The sequence below is a fragment of the Emcibacter sp. genome, from assembly GCF_963675455.1.
Lineage (GTDB): Bacteria > Pseudomonadota > Alphaproteobacteria > Sphingomonadales > Emcibacteraceae > Emcibacter.
Genome location: NZ_OY776217.1, coordinates 2,721,523 through 2,737,349, shown reverse-complemented (window position 1 = coordinate 2,737,349; position 15,827 = coordinate 2,721,523). Strand labels below are relative to the sequence as shown.

The 15,827-nt window shown below is 52.5% G+C and carries 18 protein-coding genes; 9 read left to right on the top strand and 9 right to left on the bottom strand.

Annotated elements, in window-relative coordinates; genetic code table 11:
- Positions 1-135: 135 nt before the first annotated feature.
- From rplI to rpsF, 3 genes are read right to left on the bottom strand one after another with little or no spacing between them, the layout of a single operon-like run.
- Positions 136-777, bottom strand: a complete 642-nt coding sequence (gene rplI, locus ACORNT_RS12665) for a 50S ribosomal protein L9 (RefSeq protein ID WP_321391381.1) — start codon at positions 775-777, stop codon at positions 136-138.
- Positions 778-788: 11 nt separating this feature from the next.
- Positions 789-1,052: a 30S ribosomal protein S18 gene (gene rpsR, locus ACORNT_RS12660; protein ID WP_321391378.1), complete on the bottom strand. Its 264-nt coding sequence runs from the start codon at positions 1,050-1,052 to the stop codon at positions 789-791.
- A 25-nt stretch (positions 1,053-1,077) separates the two neighbouring features.
- Complete coding sequence (rpsF, locus tag ACORNT_RS12655; RefSeq protein WP_321391375.1) at positions 1,078-1,551, bottom strand: 30S ribosomal protein S6; 474 nt, start codon at positions 1,549-1,551, stop codon at positions 1,078-1,080.
- 330 nt (positions 1,552-1,881) lie between these two features.
- Between rpsF and fabD the strand changes: the two genes are divergently transcribed.
- The 7 genes from fabD (at position 1,882) to ACORNT_RS12620 (ending at position 7,322) form a co-directional block, all read left to right on the top strand.
- Complete coding sequence (gene fabD, locus ACORNT_RS12650; protein WP_321391372.1) at positions 1,882-2,829, top strand: ACP S-malonyltransferase; 948 nt, start codon at positions 1,882-1,884, stop codon at positions 2,827-2,829.
- A gap of 22 nt (positions 2,830-2,851) precedes the next feature.
- Complete coding sequence (gene fabG, locus ACORNT_RS12645) at positions 2,852-3,589, top strand: 3-oxoacyl-[acyl-carrier-protein] reductase (protein ID WP_321391370.1); 738 nt, start codon at positions 2,852-2,854, stop codon at positions 3,587-3,589.
- A 250-nt stretch (positions 3,590-3,839) separates the two neighbouring features.
- A complete protein-coding gene (locus tag ACORNT_RS12640; protein ID WP_321391367.1) occupies positions 3,840-4,073 on the top strand; it encodes an acyl carrier protein in 234 nt (77 codons plus the stop codon).
- Positions 4,074-4,208: 135 nt separating this feature from the next.
- Positions 4,209-5,471 (top strand): beta-ketoacyl-ACP synthase II, encoded by a 1,263-nt coding sequence (gene fabF, locus ACORNT_RS12635; RefSeq protein ID WP_321391363.1) that lies wholly within the window; start codon positions 4,209-4,211, stop codon positions 5,469-5,471.
- Positions 5,472-5,486: 15 nt separating this feature from the next.
- The gene (gene mltG, locus ACORNT_RS12630; protein WP_321391360.1) at positions 5,487-6,467 is read left to right on the top strand and encodes an endolytic transglycosylase MltG; all 981 of its coding nucleotides are present in this window, start codon (positions 5,487-5,489) and stop codon (positions 6,465-6,467) included.
- A 21-nt stretch (positions 6,468-6,488) separates the two neighbouring features.
- Positions 6,489-6,911 carry a hypothetical protein gene (locus ACORNT_RS12625; protein WP_321391357.1) on the top strand — a complete coding sequence of 141 codons (423 nt, stop codon included), beginning with the start codon at positions 6,489-6,491 and terminating at the stop codon, positions 6,909-6,911.
- Between the two features lie 111 nt (positions 6,912-7,022).
- The gene (locus ACORNT_RS12620) at positions 7,023-7,322 is read left to right on the top strand and encodes a hypothetical protein (protein ID WP_321391355.1); all 300 of its coding nucleotides are present in this window, start codon (positions 7,023-7,025) and stop codon (positions 7,320-7,322) included.
- A gap of 42 nt (positions 7,323-7,364) precedes the next feature.
- On the opposite strand, the gene ACORNT_RS12615 is transcribed toward ACORNT_RS12620, so the two are convergent.
- Positions 7,365-8,129, bottom strand: a complete 765-nt coding sequence (locus ACORNT_RS12615) for an SDR family NAD(P)-dependent oxidoreductase (RefSeq protein ID WP_321391351.1) — start codon at positions 8,127-8,129, stop codon at positions 7,365-7,367.
- 64 nt (positions 8,130-8,193) lie between these two features.
- Between ACORNT_RS12615 and ACORNT_RS12610 the strand changes: the two genes are divergently transcribed.
- Complete coding sequence (locus ACORNT_RS12610) at positions 8,194-9,081, top strand: YicC/YloC family endoribonuclease (protein WP_321391348.1); 888 nt, start codon at positions 8,194-8,196, stop codon at positions 9,079-9,081.
- Between the two features lie 10 nt (positions 9,082-9,091).
- A complete protein-coding gene (gene gmk / locus ACORNT_RS12605) occupies positions 9,092-9,724 on the top strand; it encodes a guanylate kinase (RefSeq protein WP_321391345.1) in 633 nt (210 codons plus the stop codon).
- Positions 9,725-9,730: 6 nt separating this feature from the next.
- Here gmk and ACORNT_RS12600 read toward each other — a convergent pair whose 3' ends face one another.
- The 5 genes from ACORNT_RS12600 to ACORNT_RS12580 all read right to left on the bottom strand — a co-directional run bounded on the left by ACORNT_RS12600 (position 9,731) and on the right by ACORNT_RS12580 (position 15,694).
- Complete coding sequence (locus ACORNT_RS12600) at positions 9,731-10,156, bottom strand: MAPEG family protein (RefSeq protein ID WP_321391343.1); 426 nt, start codon at positions 10,154-10,156, stop codon at positions 9,731-9,733.
- A gap of 113 nt (positions 10,157-10,269) precedes the next feature.
- Positions 10,270-11,121, bottom strand: a complete 852-nt coding sequence (gene rsmA / locus ACORNT_RS12595; protein WP_321391340.1) for a 16S rRNA (adenine(1518)-N(6)/adenine(1519)-N(6))-dimethyltransferase RsmA — start codon at positions 11,119-11,121, stop codon at positions 10,270-10,272.
- The gene (gene pdxA, locus ACORNT_RS12590; RefSeq protein WP_321391338.1) at positions 11,118-12,116 is read right to left on the bottom strand and encodes a 4-hydroxythreonine-4-phosphate dehydrogenase PdxA; all 999 of its coding nucleotides are present in this window, start codon (positions 12,114-12,116) and stop codon (positions 11,118-11,120) included. Before pdxA ends, rsmA begins: the two co-directional genes overlap by 4 nt.
- 13 nt (positions 12,117-12,129) lie before the next feature.
- Complete coding sequence (locus ACORNT_RS12585; RefSeq protein WP_321391335.1) at positions 12,130-13,419, bottom strand: peptidylprolyl isomerase; 1,290 nt, start codon at positions 13,417-13,419, stop codon at positions 12,130-12,132.
- Between the two features lie 79 nt (positions 13,420-13,498).
- A complete protein-coding gene (locus ACORNT_RS12580; RefSeq protein ID WP_321391332.1) occupies positions 13,499-15,694 on the bottom strand; it encodes an LPS-assembly protein LptD in 2,196 nt (731 codons plus the stop codon).
- Between the last annotated feature and the right edge of the window lie 133 nt (positions 15,695-15,827).

Below are 15,827 nucleotides of genomic sequence, written 5' to 3'. Positions count from 1 at the left end.
GCTCCGAATCTAGGGTCATTTATACTAGTAAAGAAATAGGTCAGAAACAAGGAACTCGAGAAGGGAAATATGTTCAGAAAATAAAAAGGGCAACCCTCAGGCTGCCCTTCTTCAAAATATTTTTGCTAAAGAAAGTTATTCGGATTTTTCTTCTTCGGTTTCTTCCGCAGCGATCTCTTCCACAGCTTCTTCTTCAGTTTCCTCTGAAAGAACAGCTTCGGCAGCCTCGGCAGCTTCAGGAGTCTCGAAATAATCTTCAACGGAGATGTCGGCAGCAGCAGCTTCTTCTGCAGCAGCAGCGGCAACGCCCTGCTCCTGCATTTCAGCTTCCGCAGCGGAACGTGCTACGTTGATCTTGACGGTAATGCTGACTTCCGGGTGAAGGCGGATTTCGATTTCCTCAATACCCAGAGCCTTGATGGCTTTGTCGAGAACAACCTGCGAACGGTTGATGTTATATCCCTGTTCAGCCAGAACTTCCACGATATCACGGGTGGACACAGAACCGTAAAGCTGACCTGTTTCACCGGCGCTGCGGATGATGATTGCTGAAACATCGTCCATTTTGGCGGCAACAGCTTCAGCCTCTTTTTTGGCTTCCAGGTTGCGAGCTTCGATTTCCTTGCGCTGGGCTTCGAAAACTTCAAGATTTGCCTTGGTGGCGCGAAGAGCCTTGTTCTGCGGCAGAAGGAAGTTACGGGCAAAGCCGTTCTTCACAGATACCACATCACCGATCTGGCCCAGTTTCGCAACGCGTTCAAGTAGAATGACTTCCATGTTCTATCTCCCTACTGAATCACATATGGCAAAAGAGCCAGGTTCCGGGCGCGTTTGATGGCGCGGGCCAGTTCACGCTGTTTCTTTGCGGAAACGGCAGTGATACGGCTGGGAACGATCTTGCCGCGTTCTGAAATATATTTGGATAGCGTACGCACATCCTTATAGTCGATCGGAGTCGCGCCTTCACCTGAGAAGGGGCAGGTTTTCCGGCGACGGAAAAACGGACGACGGGCGCCGCCGCCTGACCGTGTATTTTCTCTTTTTTCTGACATTTTGTAAGTCCTTTACAAGAAATTCTTAGGAGGCTGAGGCGGGTTTTGAATCGCCGCCGCGCTCGACGCGATCACCACGATCTCCGCGATCGTTTCTGTCACCACGATCTCCGCGATCACGATCGTTCCTGTCGCCACGATCAAAACGGCCACCGCGTTCTTCGCGACCTTCACGGCCTTTGGAACGAAGAACTACAGATTCACCTTCTTCGAATTCTTCCACACGGATTGTCATGTAACGAACAACATCTTCGTGCAGGCGTGAATTACGCTCCAGTTCGGCGATTGCATCGGCAGAACCGTCTACGTTCAGGTGAACATAATGACCTTTTTTGTATTTCTTGATACGATAGGCAAGACTACGCAGACCCCAATATTCTGATTTGGTCACTTTACCACCATTGTTTTCAATGATGGCTGTCAGATCATTGGTAATCGCTTCAACCTGTTGAGGTTGGATATCCTGCCGAGCGATATATGTATATTCATAACAAGGCATCGGTATTCCTTTTAACCTTAGAGTTTTAACATTCCGGGGTGGCCACGAATATCAAATGTGCCACATCACATATTTAACCGGTTTATGCTTCCGCCCTGTGCAATGCATGGGGCAGAAGGCGCGATATATACATGAACCTCCCGCAAATACAAGCCTTTTCCCCTAAAAAGTCGGAAGAATCAGGTAAAATTATCGGATTAGTAACCCGGCGTTCGGATACAGGGGACAATACTCCCGATTTCCCTTCAGTTTAGCATGTATCCTTGACACATTCCCGGCATGCGTTATGAGAAAGGGCAGGATATCACAATATCAGAGGAATAGAATTCAATGACACGTGCATTCACCTTTCCGGGACAGGGAAGCCAGATTGTGGGCATGGGTCGTGAACTGGCGGAAAATATGCCGGTTGCAGCCCGGGTATTCGAGGAAGTCAATGACGCACTGGGTGAAAACCTCAGTGCGATCATGTTCACAGGTCCGCAGGAGGACCTGACCCTGACTCATAATGCGCAACCGGCCCTGATGGCGGTCAGTATCGCTGTCATGCGTGTGCTGGAAAATGATTTCGGTGTCAGACTTCAGGATGCCGCCGCCTATGTGGCCGGTCATTCACTCGGTGAATATTCAGCCCTGACCGCTGCCGGGGCACTTTCCCTGACTGATGCCGCCAAGCTTCTGCGTCTGCGCGGACAGGCGATGCAACGGGCCGTTCCGGTCGGTGAGGGCGCCATGGCGGCGATCCTCGGCCTGGATATGGATATTGTTGAAGAAGTGGTAAAGGAAGCGGCTGACGGCGAAGTCTGCACAGCCGCCAATGACAATGCCAACGGCCAGATCGTTATTAGCGGGCACAAGGGCGCTGTCGAACGCGCAATTCCGATTGCCAAGGAAAAAGGCGCCATGAAAGGTGTTCTTCTTCCGGTAAGCGCCCCGTTCCATTGCTCCCTTATGCAGCCCGCAGCCGAAGAAATGCAGGCAGCCCTCGCGGAAACCACAATTAATGTGCCGGTTGTACCCCTTATTGCCAATGTGACCGCCCAGCCGGAAACGGATCCGGATAAAATCCGCGACCTGCTGGTGCAGCAGGTTACAGGTCGTGTTCGCTGGCGTGAGTCCGTTCTTAAAATGGCCGAACTTGGCGTAGATACGCTGGTGGAAGCCGGCGCCGGCAAGGTGCTGACCGGAATGGTGCGCCGGATCGACAGGTCCCTGACGGGAATATCCCTGCAGAGTGCAGAAGATATTGAAGCCTTTGCCGCTTCCCTGAAAAGCTAATTGTTATTGGGAGAAAAAGAAGATGTTTAATCTTGAGGGAAAATGTGCGCTCGTAACCGGTGCTTCCGGTGGTCTGGGCAAGGCGATTGCAACGGCCCTTCACAGCCAGGGCGCAAAAGTCGCTCTTTCCGGCACACGGGTGGAACCGCTTGAGGCGCTGGCGGCGGAGCTCGGAGAAGGCGCTTTTGTTGTACCGGCCAATCTAAGTGATCCGGAAAGCGTTGCCGCACTGCCGAAAGCAGCCGAAGAAGTCCTGGGTCAGATCGATATTCTGGTCAATAACGCCGGCATTACCCGGGACAATCTGGCCATGCGCCTTAAGGACGAGGACTGGGACCTGGTGCAGCAGGTTAACCTGAAAGCGGCTTTCAAGCTGAGCCAGGCCATGCTGCGCGGGATGATGAAGCGCCGTTTTGGCCGCATTATTAATATAACCTCTGTTGTTGGTGTGACCGGTAATCCCGGGCAGGCAAACTATGCCGCATCGAAAGCCGGTTTGATCGGCATGAGCAAATCACTGGCCCAGGAAGTGGCCAGCCGCGGCATCACCGTCAATTGCCTGGCGCCGGGTTTCATCGAAAGTCCGATGACCGACGTCCTGGATGAGGGACAGAAAGACCGCATTCTGGTCAATGTGCCTATGGGCCGTTTGGGTCAGGCGGCGGAAATTGCCTCCGGAGTGGTCTATCTGGCCAGTGACGAGGCGGCATATGTGACCGGACAAACACTTCATATCAATGGCGGCATGGCCATGATCTGATCATGCAGGGAACCGGGAGTAAACACTGGTTCCCGACGCGGCTTTTTATACTGTTGCATATAACACTTGGCAAAGGCCTGAAATGTATGTTAGGTAGCCCTCGAAATTCGAAATGTTTCAATTAGATGGCAAAAAGTCGCAAGATTGTCTTTTGAAAATATCAATCTTGGGGTATTTAGTACTGGTTCGCCAGACATAGTTTTGTTACTAACTGGATCAGACAGGTCCACAGAACTAAAGGAAATAGAATATGAGTGACGTAGCTGAGCGCGTTAAAAAAATCGTAGTTGAGCATCTGGGTGTCGAAGAAGACAAAGTTACAGATGCAGCCAGCTTTATTGACGATCTGGGCGCTGACAGCCTCGATACTGTTGAACTGGTAATGGCATTTGAAGAAGAGTTCGGTTGTGAAATTCCTGACGATGCTGCTGAAAAGATCCTTACTGTTAAGGATGCTATTGATTTTATCAGCGCTAACGCGTAAATCCGCAGGCCATTTTGAATCGTCAAATGCCGCGCAATCCTGCTCTTGCCGTTTTCGGTAGCAGAATTGACGCGGCTTTGTCATATTTGACGCATATTACCGAATAAAAACACTAAAAGAACAGAGGTCGATATTATGAGACGAGTGGTAGTTACGGGACTTGGACTGGTTACTCCCCTGGCAACTGGGGTGGATTTAACCTGGGAAAGACTTATCGCCGGGGAATCCGGTGCAGGACCGATCACCAAGTTTGATCCCTCCGATTTGTCTGCCCGCATTGCCTGTGAAGTCAAGCAGGGCGACGGCACAAACGGAACCTTCAACCCGGATGACTGGATGAGCGCCAAGGATCGCCGTCGTATTGATGACTTCATTCTTTATGGCATCGCTGCCTGCGATATGGCTCTGGAGGATTCTGGATGGAAACCGGAAACTGAGGAAGATCGCTGCCGTACCGGAATACTCACCGGTTCCGGTATCGGGGGCCTGCCGGGCATCCAGGACGAATCCATCAATATGCACGAACGCGGCGTTCGCCGGGTAAGCCCGCACTTCATACCCCGCTGCCTGATCAACCTGATTTCCGGGAATGTCTCCATTCGTCACGGCCTGAAAGGCCCGAACCACGCCGTTGTGACCGCCTGTGCGACCGGCACCCATGCTTTGGGTGACGCTGCCCGGCTGATTATGTGGGATGATGCGGACGTGATGGTTGCCGGCGGGGCGGAAGCCGCGATCTGCCGGATTGGCGTCGCCGGTTTTAACCAGGCCAAGGCGCTGAGTACTCATTTCAATGATACGCCGGAAAAAGCCTCCCGTCCCTGGGATCAGGATCGCGACGGTTTTGTGATCGGCGAAGGCGCCGGTATGGTGGTTCTTGAAGAGTATGAACATGCCAAAGCCCGTGGCGCGAAAATTTATGCGGAAGTTGTCGGTTACGGCCTGTCCGGCGATGCCTATCATGTGACGGCTCCGGCACCTGACGGTAACGGCGGTTACCGGGCCATGGAAATGGCCTTGAAACGGTCCGGCCTGACACCGGAGGATATTGACTATGTCAACGCCCACGGCACGTCCACGCCGCTCGGGGATGAGCTGGAATTTGGTTCGGTCAAGCGTCTGTTCGGTGATGCAGCCGGCAAGATAGCCATGTCCTCCACCAAGTCCGCTATCGGTCATCTTCTGGGCGCAGCCGGCAGTACGGAGGCTATCTTCTCGATCCTGGCGATGAACAACAATGTTTGTCCGCCGACCCTGAACCTGGATAATCCGTCAGAAGGCGTCAGCGGTATCAACCTTGTGCCCCATGAGGCCCAGGACAAGAAGATCAACGCAGTGCTGTCCAACAGTTTCGGTTTTGGCGGCACCAATGCGTCCCTGATTTTCAAAGCGGTCTGATACCCCATGCGGGGGTTGAGGAAATATATACTTTTACTGTTGGTGGGCAGCGTCGCTTTTGCGGCGCTGTTTGCCTATCTGGGCTATCGTGAGTTTACCGGAAAAGCCACCTTGAGCGAGACGGTTGTCTATGTTCTGCCAAAGGGGCAGGGGGTCGGTAAAACAGCTTTTGACCTATCCGAAAGAGGCATCATCAGCAATGCCGGTATCTTTCGGCTTGGCGTGCGCCTTTTGGGAATGGATAAATCCTTCAAGGCCGGCGAATATGAAATAGCGTCAGGTTCCAGCATGCGGGATATTATGGAGCTGTTCGCCAGTGGAGAAATTATCCGGCACCATCTGACCATTGTCGAGGGCTGGACGAGCCATCAGATTGTCACCTACCTGAATTCCGTTGAAAACCTCACCGGTGCACTGACAACGTTGCCGACAGAAGGCAGCATCATGCCGGAAACATACCAGTATCTTCGTGATGACGACAGGGCGGCGCTGGTTCAACGCATGCAGGCCCGGCAGGAGGAATTCCTTCTGGATGAATGGTCCCTGCGTGATCCCGAGTTGCCGCTGGAGACACCTGAGGAAGCCCTGATCCTGGCCAGTATTGTCGAAAAGGAAACCTCTCTGGAGGAGGAGCGGGCCCGGATCGCCGGCGTTTTTATAAACCGGCTGCGGAAGAATATGCGCCTGCAGACCGATCCGACAGTGATCTACGGCCTCAATAAAACCGGCGACCTTGGCCGGCCGCTTTCCAAAAAGGACCTGCGCACCCACACATATTACAACACCTATGTAATTCGCGGCCTGCCGCCGACGCCGATCGCCCATCCGGGCAAGGCCAGTATCCGGGCGGTGCTGCATCCCCTGCCGACCGATGAACTTTATTTTGTTGCCAACGGGGACGGCGGGCACAGCTTTGCCGGCAGCAATGAGGAACATAACAAAAATGTCCTGAAATTGCGGAAACTTGAAAAAGAGCGTAAGCTGAACACAGACTGACGGAACAAAACGGGGGGTAATATGTTCAAAAGACTTTTCGGTTGTTTGAGCATGGCTCTGCTCCTGAATTCCTGTGCCAGCATGTTTCTGCCCGACTGCAGCAAGTTAACCGGGGACTTTCAGAAGTACCGGGAGTGTCAGGCCAAAAACGGTAACAGGGAAGCGCAGTATAATATCGGCCGCGAGGCCTTTGTGGCGGGTGACTACAAGACCGCTCTTAAATGGCTGAAGATTGCGGCCACGCCAAACCCCGGTTTTACCTACATCTATATCCCCCCGGTCGGGTCACAGAAATATGGCACCACCCAAAGAATTGATACTCACGACGCCCATCCAGGTCATTCCGGCGCCCAGAGTTTGCTGGCGGAGATATATGAAAAGGGCCTGGGCGTAAAAAAAGATTCCAAAAAATCGGAAAAATACCGCAAAATGTCATTTCACTGAAATTTGATAATTTCCACTAAAAATAGTATATTAAAAAAAACTAAATTATCACGTACCCTAAAATGCAACGATTTTGAATTTAACCGTGTTTTCATAAACAGGAGCATCGCTATGTGTGCACGCTTTATCCGTCTTTCTTTCCTGGGTATTCTTTCTACCCTATTCCTTCTGCCGACAGCCCTGTTGGCCGGGGAAAAACAGGAAAAAATGAAGTCAGAAATGGAAAAAACCAAAACAGAAATGGAACGGGCTGCTGAAGAAGTGCAGCAGGTAGATCCGGCCGCCGGCCCGACTGGCGAGGAAGACGCCATTAAATATGACGAGGAAGGGGTAATGGTAATCCCGGAATCAAAAGCAATTTATAAAAAGTCCGATACGGAAAAAACCAAAGACCAGCCGGAACCGGAATAAAATCCTCAAATATTGTTTCAAAGGGGCCTGCAGGCCCCTTTTTTATGTCTTGTCCGGAAGGGCTCTTAAAAAACGATCCATCAGGAATTCCGGCAGGAACCTGACTGCCCCGCCAAACATCAGCCGGATCTGCCAGGGAAATGTGATTCGCGCCTTGTTCCTGGCAAGTCCCCTGCGAATTATCCTTGCCGCTTTTTCCCCGGTCATCAGAAAGGGCATGGGAAACTTGTTGCGGCGGGTGATGCGGCTCTCGACAAAACCCGGACAGATTACGGTCACCTTGATGCCATCTGACCAGTAGGCCCCCCTCAGGGCCTCCCCGTAAGCCTTGACGCAGGCTTTGCTGGTCGAATAGGCCGGTGAGGAAGGCATGCCGTGGTAGGCCGCCAGTGACGCCATGATGGCAATCTGCCCGTGCCCCTTTTTGCGCATCAGGTCAAGGGACGGGTGAATGGTATGGAATACGCCGTTAACATTAACCGCAAATATATCTGCAGTGTGTTTTTCGATATCCACATCCTTGTTAAAGCCCAGTCCAATGCCGGCGTTGGCAATGACAAGATCCAGCGGCTTTGTCGCATGACAGGCATTGATCCAGTCGGTCATGGCATCTTGATCGCGCACGTCGATAACTTTTCCCTCAGCTGTGGCGCCTTTTGTCCTGCAGGCCTCGGCGATGGTATCAGTTCTTTCCCTGTCACGTCCTGACAGAAACAGATGGGTGCCCGGGGCTGCATATTCCAGGGCGAGGGCTTCGCCGATACCGCTGCTGGCGCCAGTGATCAAAATAGATTTGGGATTGTCCATGAGGGGATGTTCCTGCTATAGCATTACAAATTGCAAACTATAATCAAGAGACAGGCGACTGCAAATGACTTTATCGAGCATGACGGGGTTTGCCCGCACCCAGGGTCAATGGGAAAATTACAGCTGGGTCTGGGAAATCAGAAGCGTCAACGGTCGCGGTCTGGACATCCGCTGTCGAATTCCGTCCGGTTTTGAAGCGATGGATCAGACAGTGCGCGGGCACTTGAAGAAACACATTGCCCGGGGCAGCCTGAACGTCAATCTGCAGATGCACAGGGAAAGTGAGGAAGTCCAGGTCAAGGTCAACCAGGTGGCATTGGACCAGCTTGTCGCTATTGTTGTGGAGACAAGCTCGAACAATCATCTTCCGCAGCCGGATATTTCCAACCTGATGAGTGTCCGTGACCTGGTGCAGATTATCGAAGGCGAAGAGGACGAGAATTTCCGCAAGGCCCGGGACAAGGCAATTGAAGAAAGTTTTCTCGAGGCTATTGCCGCCCTGAAGGAAAACCGTCTGTCCGAAGGTGCAGCCACCAGCGAAATGCTTCAGAAAATTATTATTGATATCGAAGCAAGTGTTGCGGAAGCGACAAAGGTTGCCGCCGGACAGCCAAACCTGATCCGGGATAGATTCATGGATAAGGTCAACGCCCTTCTGGATGACAACAAGGGACTTGATCCCGACCGGATCGCCCAGGAGGTCACCATCCTGGCCACCAAGGCTGACGTCAAGGAGGAAATGGACCGCCTTGTTGCTCATATTGATGCCGCCCGCAAACTGCTGGTGGAGAAGGAGCCGGTTGGCCGGAAACTTGATTTTCTGTCCCAGGAATTCAACCGCGAAGCCAATACCCTGTGCAGCAAGTCGTCGGATATTGCCCTGACCCAGATCGGCCTTTCCCTGAAAGCCTCCATCGATCAGCTTAAAGAGCAGGTTCAGAATATCGAATAGGGCAATGACCATGGAAATCAAACGTCGCGGATTGCTGCTTGTTTTGTCTTCTCCTTCCGGAGCCGGGAAATCGACCCTGAGCCGGCTTCTTCTGGAGAAGGATGAGGCCATTACCATGAGCATTTCCACTACGACCCGGTCGCCGCGTCCCAGTGAAGTTGAGGGGGTGGACTATAATTTCGTGACCATCCCCGAGTTCGAGGCGCTGGTTGAAGAAGATGGTTTTCTCGAGCATGCCCGGGTGTTTGACAATTATTACGGCACGCCGGGCGCCCCGGTGGAAAAAGCATTAACTGAAGGCCGGGATATCCTGTTTGATATTGACTGGCAGGGCACACAGCAGCTTGCCCAGAAGGTCAAAAGCGATCTGGTGCGGGTCTTTATCCTGCCGCCCAGCAAACAGGAACTTGAAAAGCGGCTCAAGACCCGGGCCCAGGATTCCGAAGAAGTGGTTGCCAAGCGCATGGCCAAGGCCAATCAGGAAATCAGTCACTGGGCGGAATATGACTATATCATCGTCAATGAAGATCTTGAAAAGGCCGAACAGGAACTATTCTCCATCCTCAAGTCGGAACGCCTGAAGCGGGAACGGCAGACCGGCCTTGTTTCTTTCGTCAAGGAACTGATGGGTGAGGAAGACTGAGAATTCCTAGGTCGACCAAGAGAGAAGCCGGATCGCCGTCAGCACCAGCAGGATTATTACAATAAAACAACCCAGCGTAAAAATACTGCGGCGCAGGGGGACGAAATTGTTTCCTGTGTGAATGGCAGCATGAACGATGCGCGTTGCCGGAAATAACCAGGCAGCGACATGGGCCAGCAGAGTGACATCGCCAAGCATATAGAGTGTCAGGACAAGGGCGTAATAAAGAACCGGTAATTCAAACTGGTTCCGGATGCTGTTGTTCAGCTGTATGACATTATCCGGCCAGGCATCCGCGTAAAGGCTGCGCCGTGCTTCATCCACGGTTCCTTCTGCGGCGGCTTTCTTTTTACCCTTTGCCAGACGGACATAGAGCCAGAGCGGGATAAGCATCTGTACAAGCATCGGCCAGAGAATGAGTTGATCTTTCACCTAATTTTCCTCTCCGTTCTCGGTTATTTCAAAGTGCAGATATTTAATATCGTACCCTGTTGCCATTCCCAATATCAAAAATTGAATATGATGCATGCAGGAAATTCGAAAACTCAATGGTTCTCGTACATCCGGGCCAGGCGACAAAAGTCCTCGACGGATAATTCTTCCGCCCGTGACGTCTCCTTGATTCCGACAGCTTCCAGTTTTGGCAATGGGTCGATGCCTAGGCTTTTCAGGCTGGCGCGCAGCATTTTACGGCGCTGGCCGAAGGCGGCACTGACCACCCGTTCCAGGACCTTCTGTGTCGGTGTATCCGGTTTTTCTTCATGGGGGACGATGTTCACAATACAGCTGGTGACCTTGGGCGGCGGCACGAAAGCCCGGGCCGGCACGTCAAATACCTTTCGCGCCTCGGCCCGGTACTGGGCCAAAACGGAAAGCCGTCCATAGGCCTTGCTGCCGGGCTGTGCAACAATTCGATCGCCGACTTCTTTCTGGAACATCAGGGTCAGGGACTTGTACCAGGGCAGCCAGGTTTCTTCAGTGAGCCATTTGACCAGCAGGGCGGTGCCTACATTATAGGGCAGGTTGGCGACGATACGGATATCCCGGCCTTCCGGGTCACCGATCAGTTCCCGTTCGTTCATATTCATGGCGTCGCCGTGAATGACATCGAGCCGTCCGGGGTAGGCGGCCTGGATCTGTTTCTGCGCCTCGATGCAGCGTTCATCCATTTCCACAGCGACCACCCGGTGCGCGCCGTTCATCAGCAGCGCGCGGGTCAGGGCGCCGGGGCCGGGGCCGACCTCATAGACAATACTGTTGGAAAGGTCACCGGCGGAGCGGGCGATCCTTCCGGTCAGATTAAGATCGGTCAGGAAGTTCTGGCCCAGGGATTTTTTGGCGGCAAGGCCAAAGCTGTTGATTACTTCCCGGATAGGCGGCAGGCCGTCATCAGTCATTTGAGGCCTCTTTGCAGGGACATTTCATGGGCCATCTGTATCGCCTTGATCAGGCTTTTGGGATTGGCTTTACCCTGTCCGGCGATATTGAGCGCCGTACCGTGATCGGGGCTTGTCCGGATCAGGGGCAGGCCGAGGGTTACATTGACCCCGCCGTCGAAATCGAGGGTTTTGATCGGGATCAGGGCCTGGTCGTGATACATACACAGGGCCACGTCATAGGTGGTGCGCGCAAGATCATGAAACATGGTATCCGCCGCCAAAGGGCCGAAGACGTTCAGGCCTTCATCCTGAAGCGTTTTGATGGCTGGCGCGATTATATCTATTTCCTCCCGGCCAAGACCGCCATCCTCACCCGCGTGGGGGTTAAGGCCGGCGACGGCAATTCGGGGTTGGGAGAGGCCGAAATCCGCCTGCAAAGCCGAGTTGATCTTGCGACAGGTCTCCTCAAGAAGTTCTTCCGTGATCAGGGCAGGGACGTTGGCGAGAGGCACATGGATTGTCAACGGGACGACCCGCAGTTCGTCACAGGCCAGCATCATTACGGCGGTCTGGGGCGCACCGGTATGGTTTGCGCAAAGCTGGGCCAGATATTCCGTATGACCCGGACAGTCGAAACCGGCTTGATAAAGAACCGATTTCTGGATCGGCGCCGTCACCAGCCCCGAAATCCGCCCGCCAAAAAACAACTCCGCAGCCATATCGAGGGCACGGATTACCATCGCTGCGGTGTCTTCTATCGGCTTGCCGGGGGTAACGTCACCAACGGCAGGAATATCCAGCACCGGCAAGGCCGCGGGAAAAATATTGTCACAGTCTTCCGGCCTGACGATCTTTTCCATAGCAATATCGGGGAGAAGCTGTTTGAGCAGGGCCACAGACCCCAGGACAAAGAAAGGCGGAAGCTTTTCCTTGTGTCGGGATGTCCAGGCCTTTCCGATAATTTCAGGTCCGATACCGGCCGGCTCTCCGATGGAAACGGCCAGAGGTTTCATTGATTTGGCCTGTTTATCTATAGTCGATGATGGCATCGCGTCGCAGGTCCCGCAAATGACGGCGGGCCATCAGGCCAACGCGCTGGTTTGTCAGGTTGTTCTGCACAGCGTCGTAATCCGGAATATTTATTTCCGGTACCTTTCGGTCACAGATCACCATCAACCTGAAGCCGTCTTCTTCACGAAGGGGTTTTGTTGCCTTGCCCACCTCTGTTTCAAGCAATGTCTGATGCATGGATTCAGGCAATTCACCGACGCGCAGGGTGCCGAGCTCACCGCTGCTGCTGGCATCAAGGGCAGCTGCCTTGGCACTTACGTCGGCACAGCCTTCAATTTGTTTACCCATTGATCCGACAGCTTTCTCCAGGGCGGAAATTTCATCTTCCTGGGCCCCGTCAGATATTTTGAAGAACAGGTGGCTAAGGGTAACTTCAGTATCTTCCGGGCTTGGGGTCAGAACCTGCCGCTTTTCCTCGAGCTGCAGGACGTAATATCCATCTTCTCTTTCAATGGGGGGAATGATGTCGCCTTTTTTTGCAGTGGCGATCGCTTTGGCAAATTCCTTGGGCAGTTCACTTTTCATTACCCAGCCCATATCACCGCCGACGGCAGATGTAGTCGACGCGGAAAACTGGCGGGCCATGATCGGAAACTGGGCCGAACCGGCTTTCAACTGGTCATAAATACGGGTGGCGGCGTCTTTCGTTTCTTCGCGACGTGTGTTGTCTGTAACCAGCAGGAAAATTTCCCTGATGCGGAATTCATCCTGGCCCTTGTTATGCTCAAAGCGCTCGATTGTATTGTAGATTTCATCGTCAGTTACGCTGACCTGAGGCATAAGCAGGCCGCCGACCACCTGTTCCCAGGCGAGGCTGGCTTCAATCTGCTTCAGCATGGATTTCTTGTCGATGCCGGCCTGGTTCAGCTGTTGTTCAAACTGTTCCGCATTCAGGTTAAACTGCTGGGCGTAACCTGCGAAATTCTGCTCCAGTTCTTCATCAGAAATGACCGCGCTGTATTTCTCCGCCTCGCCGATTTTCAGTTTATCGTCGATCAGGCTCTGCAGGGACTGCTGCTGTATGTAGCGGGTTTCTTCTTCGTTGAGTTTCTGACGGCCTGAGGAAATCAGAAACAGGAGCATGCGCTGTTTCAGATCATACAGGGAAATCACCTCGTCGTTGACAATGGCAACAATTTCCTGAACGTCATCCAGTTGCTGTTGTTGCTGTGCCCAAAGAGGTCCGGCTGAAAATAGAAAACAGCCCAGAAGACTGTAACAAATCAGCCTGTATAAATTTTTCATTCCGCGTACTCTCATAATCCCTATAGCCTTTAGTGGCATTCTGTTTAACTTCTAAACCGTTTTATTTTAAAAATCCAGCCTAACCCAGATTCTTCAGCACAAGTCTGAAGTGAATGGTCTTTGACGGAGCAATATCCCTGTCGGAAGTAAACCTTTGTTCATAACGCAGGCCAAATTCCAGACACTCGTTGCGATAGAGCACTCCGGCATCATATGAAATGGTTTTTTCATTCAGAAGGTCCTGTACCCAGCTGCCGTGCACTGTCCAGTTGCTGTCGACATAAACCTCCGCTCCCATGCCCAGTTCCTGTCGATTCTCCAGTTCCGTGCCGGTCAGGTCGGTAGTATCACGGTCCAGGTCAAGATAGCGGATATTTGCCTGAAACCATTTCCACCCACCGGAGATCAGCATTTCATTCCGGCGCAGGGCAAAACTGTTTTTATCAAGCCGGAACCTGTGCACATAATCCAGGTATTTGCCGATACTCACATCCAGACGACCCACAAAGTCGGAAAGATTGCCGTCAAAACCGGAACCTACCGGATAGGCTTCGGAATCATCGACGCGGTAGCTCTGCCCTAATGTTGCCTGGAGGTTAAACAGGTTGGAATAAAGGCTGTACCGGACGCCGTAATTTACCCGGGTGCCGCCTTCCCACAAGTCATAGCCATTGTAGCGATTGTGATTGAACAGGTTATTTTCATCGAACTCGAAATTGCGGCTGTCCTCGTTTGTAATTTCAGGGATGTTTTTGTCATTCGGCGCAACAATGACACTTACAAGGGGCTCGATAATCTGTTGGGTGGCGTCACCATGACGAATAAACGGCATCCGCCAGTCCAGTGCCAACATGGGCAGAAGACGCCCATAGGTGCCGTCTTCACCGGCATATTGAGCTTTGTCTGGTTCGTCTGTTTGCTGGTTGTAATAGACATCACTGCGGACACTGGCGGAAAAGCTGTAAAAATCACCCATGGCGCCCTGAACCGGTAGTTTCCACTCGCTACCCACGCTGGCCCGGTGGGTGTTCATGCCTTCCACACGATAGACAGAGGCGGTGTTGAAATTGGTTGTCAGGGTGCTGTTCCAGAACAGGGGGCGGCTGACAAGGTTGAGATCAATGGCGGGCAGGGCCTGGGGTGTTTTGTCGATATCATCTTCTTCGTCAAGACCCTGAAAGCCATAAATACCAAGCGAGGCGTAGTCAGTGCCGTTAAACCATTCCATCCGGGCATGGCTTTCAAGTACGTCCGATTTGTCCGCATAATAGCGCCGGAGATAGGTATCATCACTGACCCAGTGCAGGGTATAGTCCCACTGCCAGTCGCCCTGGTCAAAGGGGCGGAATGTATCGAGGGTAAATTTGCCATCGGTCAGGAAATGACTGCGAATCTCATGGTCGCCTGTTTTATTGAAATTTTCATCCCGCTCATTGACGTTTGACAGGGAACCATTAATGCGGAACTGTCCATTACCTGTGTGCTGGCGAAAGGTGCCGCCGGCGACAACCCCTTCATCGGAGGAGAAGATGGGTTCAAAGGTAAAGTCCCTGAACGGGTCAATGGCAAAATAATAGGGAATATGGGCGAAAACACCAAGCTCGCCCGAGCTGCCGATCTCGGGCACCAGAAAGCCGGACATATATTTGACCGTTGGATCCGGATGGGAAAAAATGGGGGAGTAGAAAATTGGGACACCAGCCACCTCAAGCACGACGCCTTCATACCGGATGATATGATCATTTTCGTCATGAGTGACTTTCTTTGCCCGGATCTGCCACAGGGGTTTCTGCGGGCCTTCTTCAAGGCAGACCTTACAGGGAGAGTAAATGGCATTGCTGACAATGGTCTGTTTTCCCTTGCGCTCACCTTGTCGGGCCATCAGCCGGGAATCGTCAGAAAACAGAACCCGCACATTCCGGATAAAACCGTCGCGGAAACTGTCCTCCAGTTCCGCGTTTTCAACATACAGGATATTGCCGCTTTGATCCCGGATGGTCACTTTGCCCTCAGCCTTGACCAGTCCTGTTTTCTCATTGTAGGTGACCAGGTCAGCCCTGAGGACCCGGCCGTCCTGAAACAGGGTGACATCGCCGCTGGCCGTTACCTCACCGGTATCCGGATCATAGACAATGCTGTCCGCCGCAAAGTCTATTTTTTCCTGTTCGGTAGTAGCGTTAGTGCGTTCCTCATCGCTTTCGGCGCCGTGGCTCAGAGGTACCACGAGCGTACAGAGGGAAGATGACAGCAATAACAATAACAAAGATATTTTCATGAAGGCCTGTTTTACAGATTTTTGTTTTTCTTGCCTACCTTAATTTACTGAAATGCTGGCGGAAGGGATTTTTTATTCGGAAATTCGTTTAACGGGAGTTTCTTCTTGAACATCACGGTGCGCAGGTCTATCT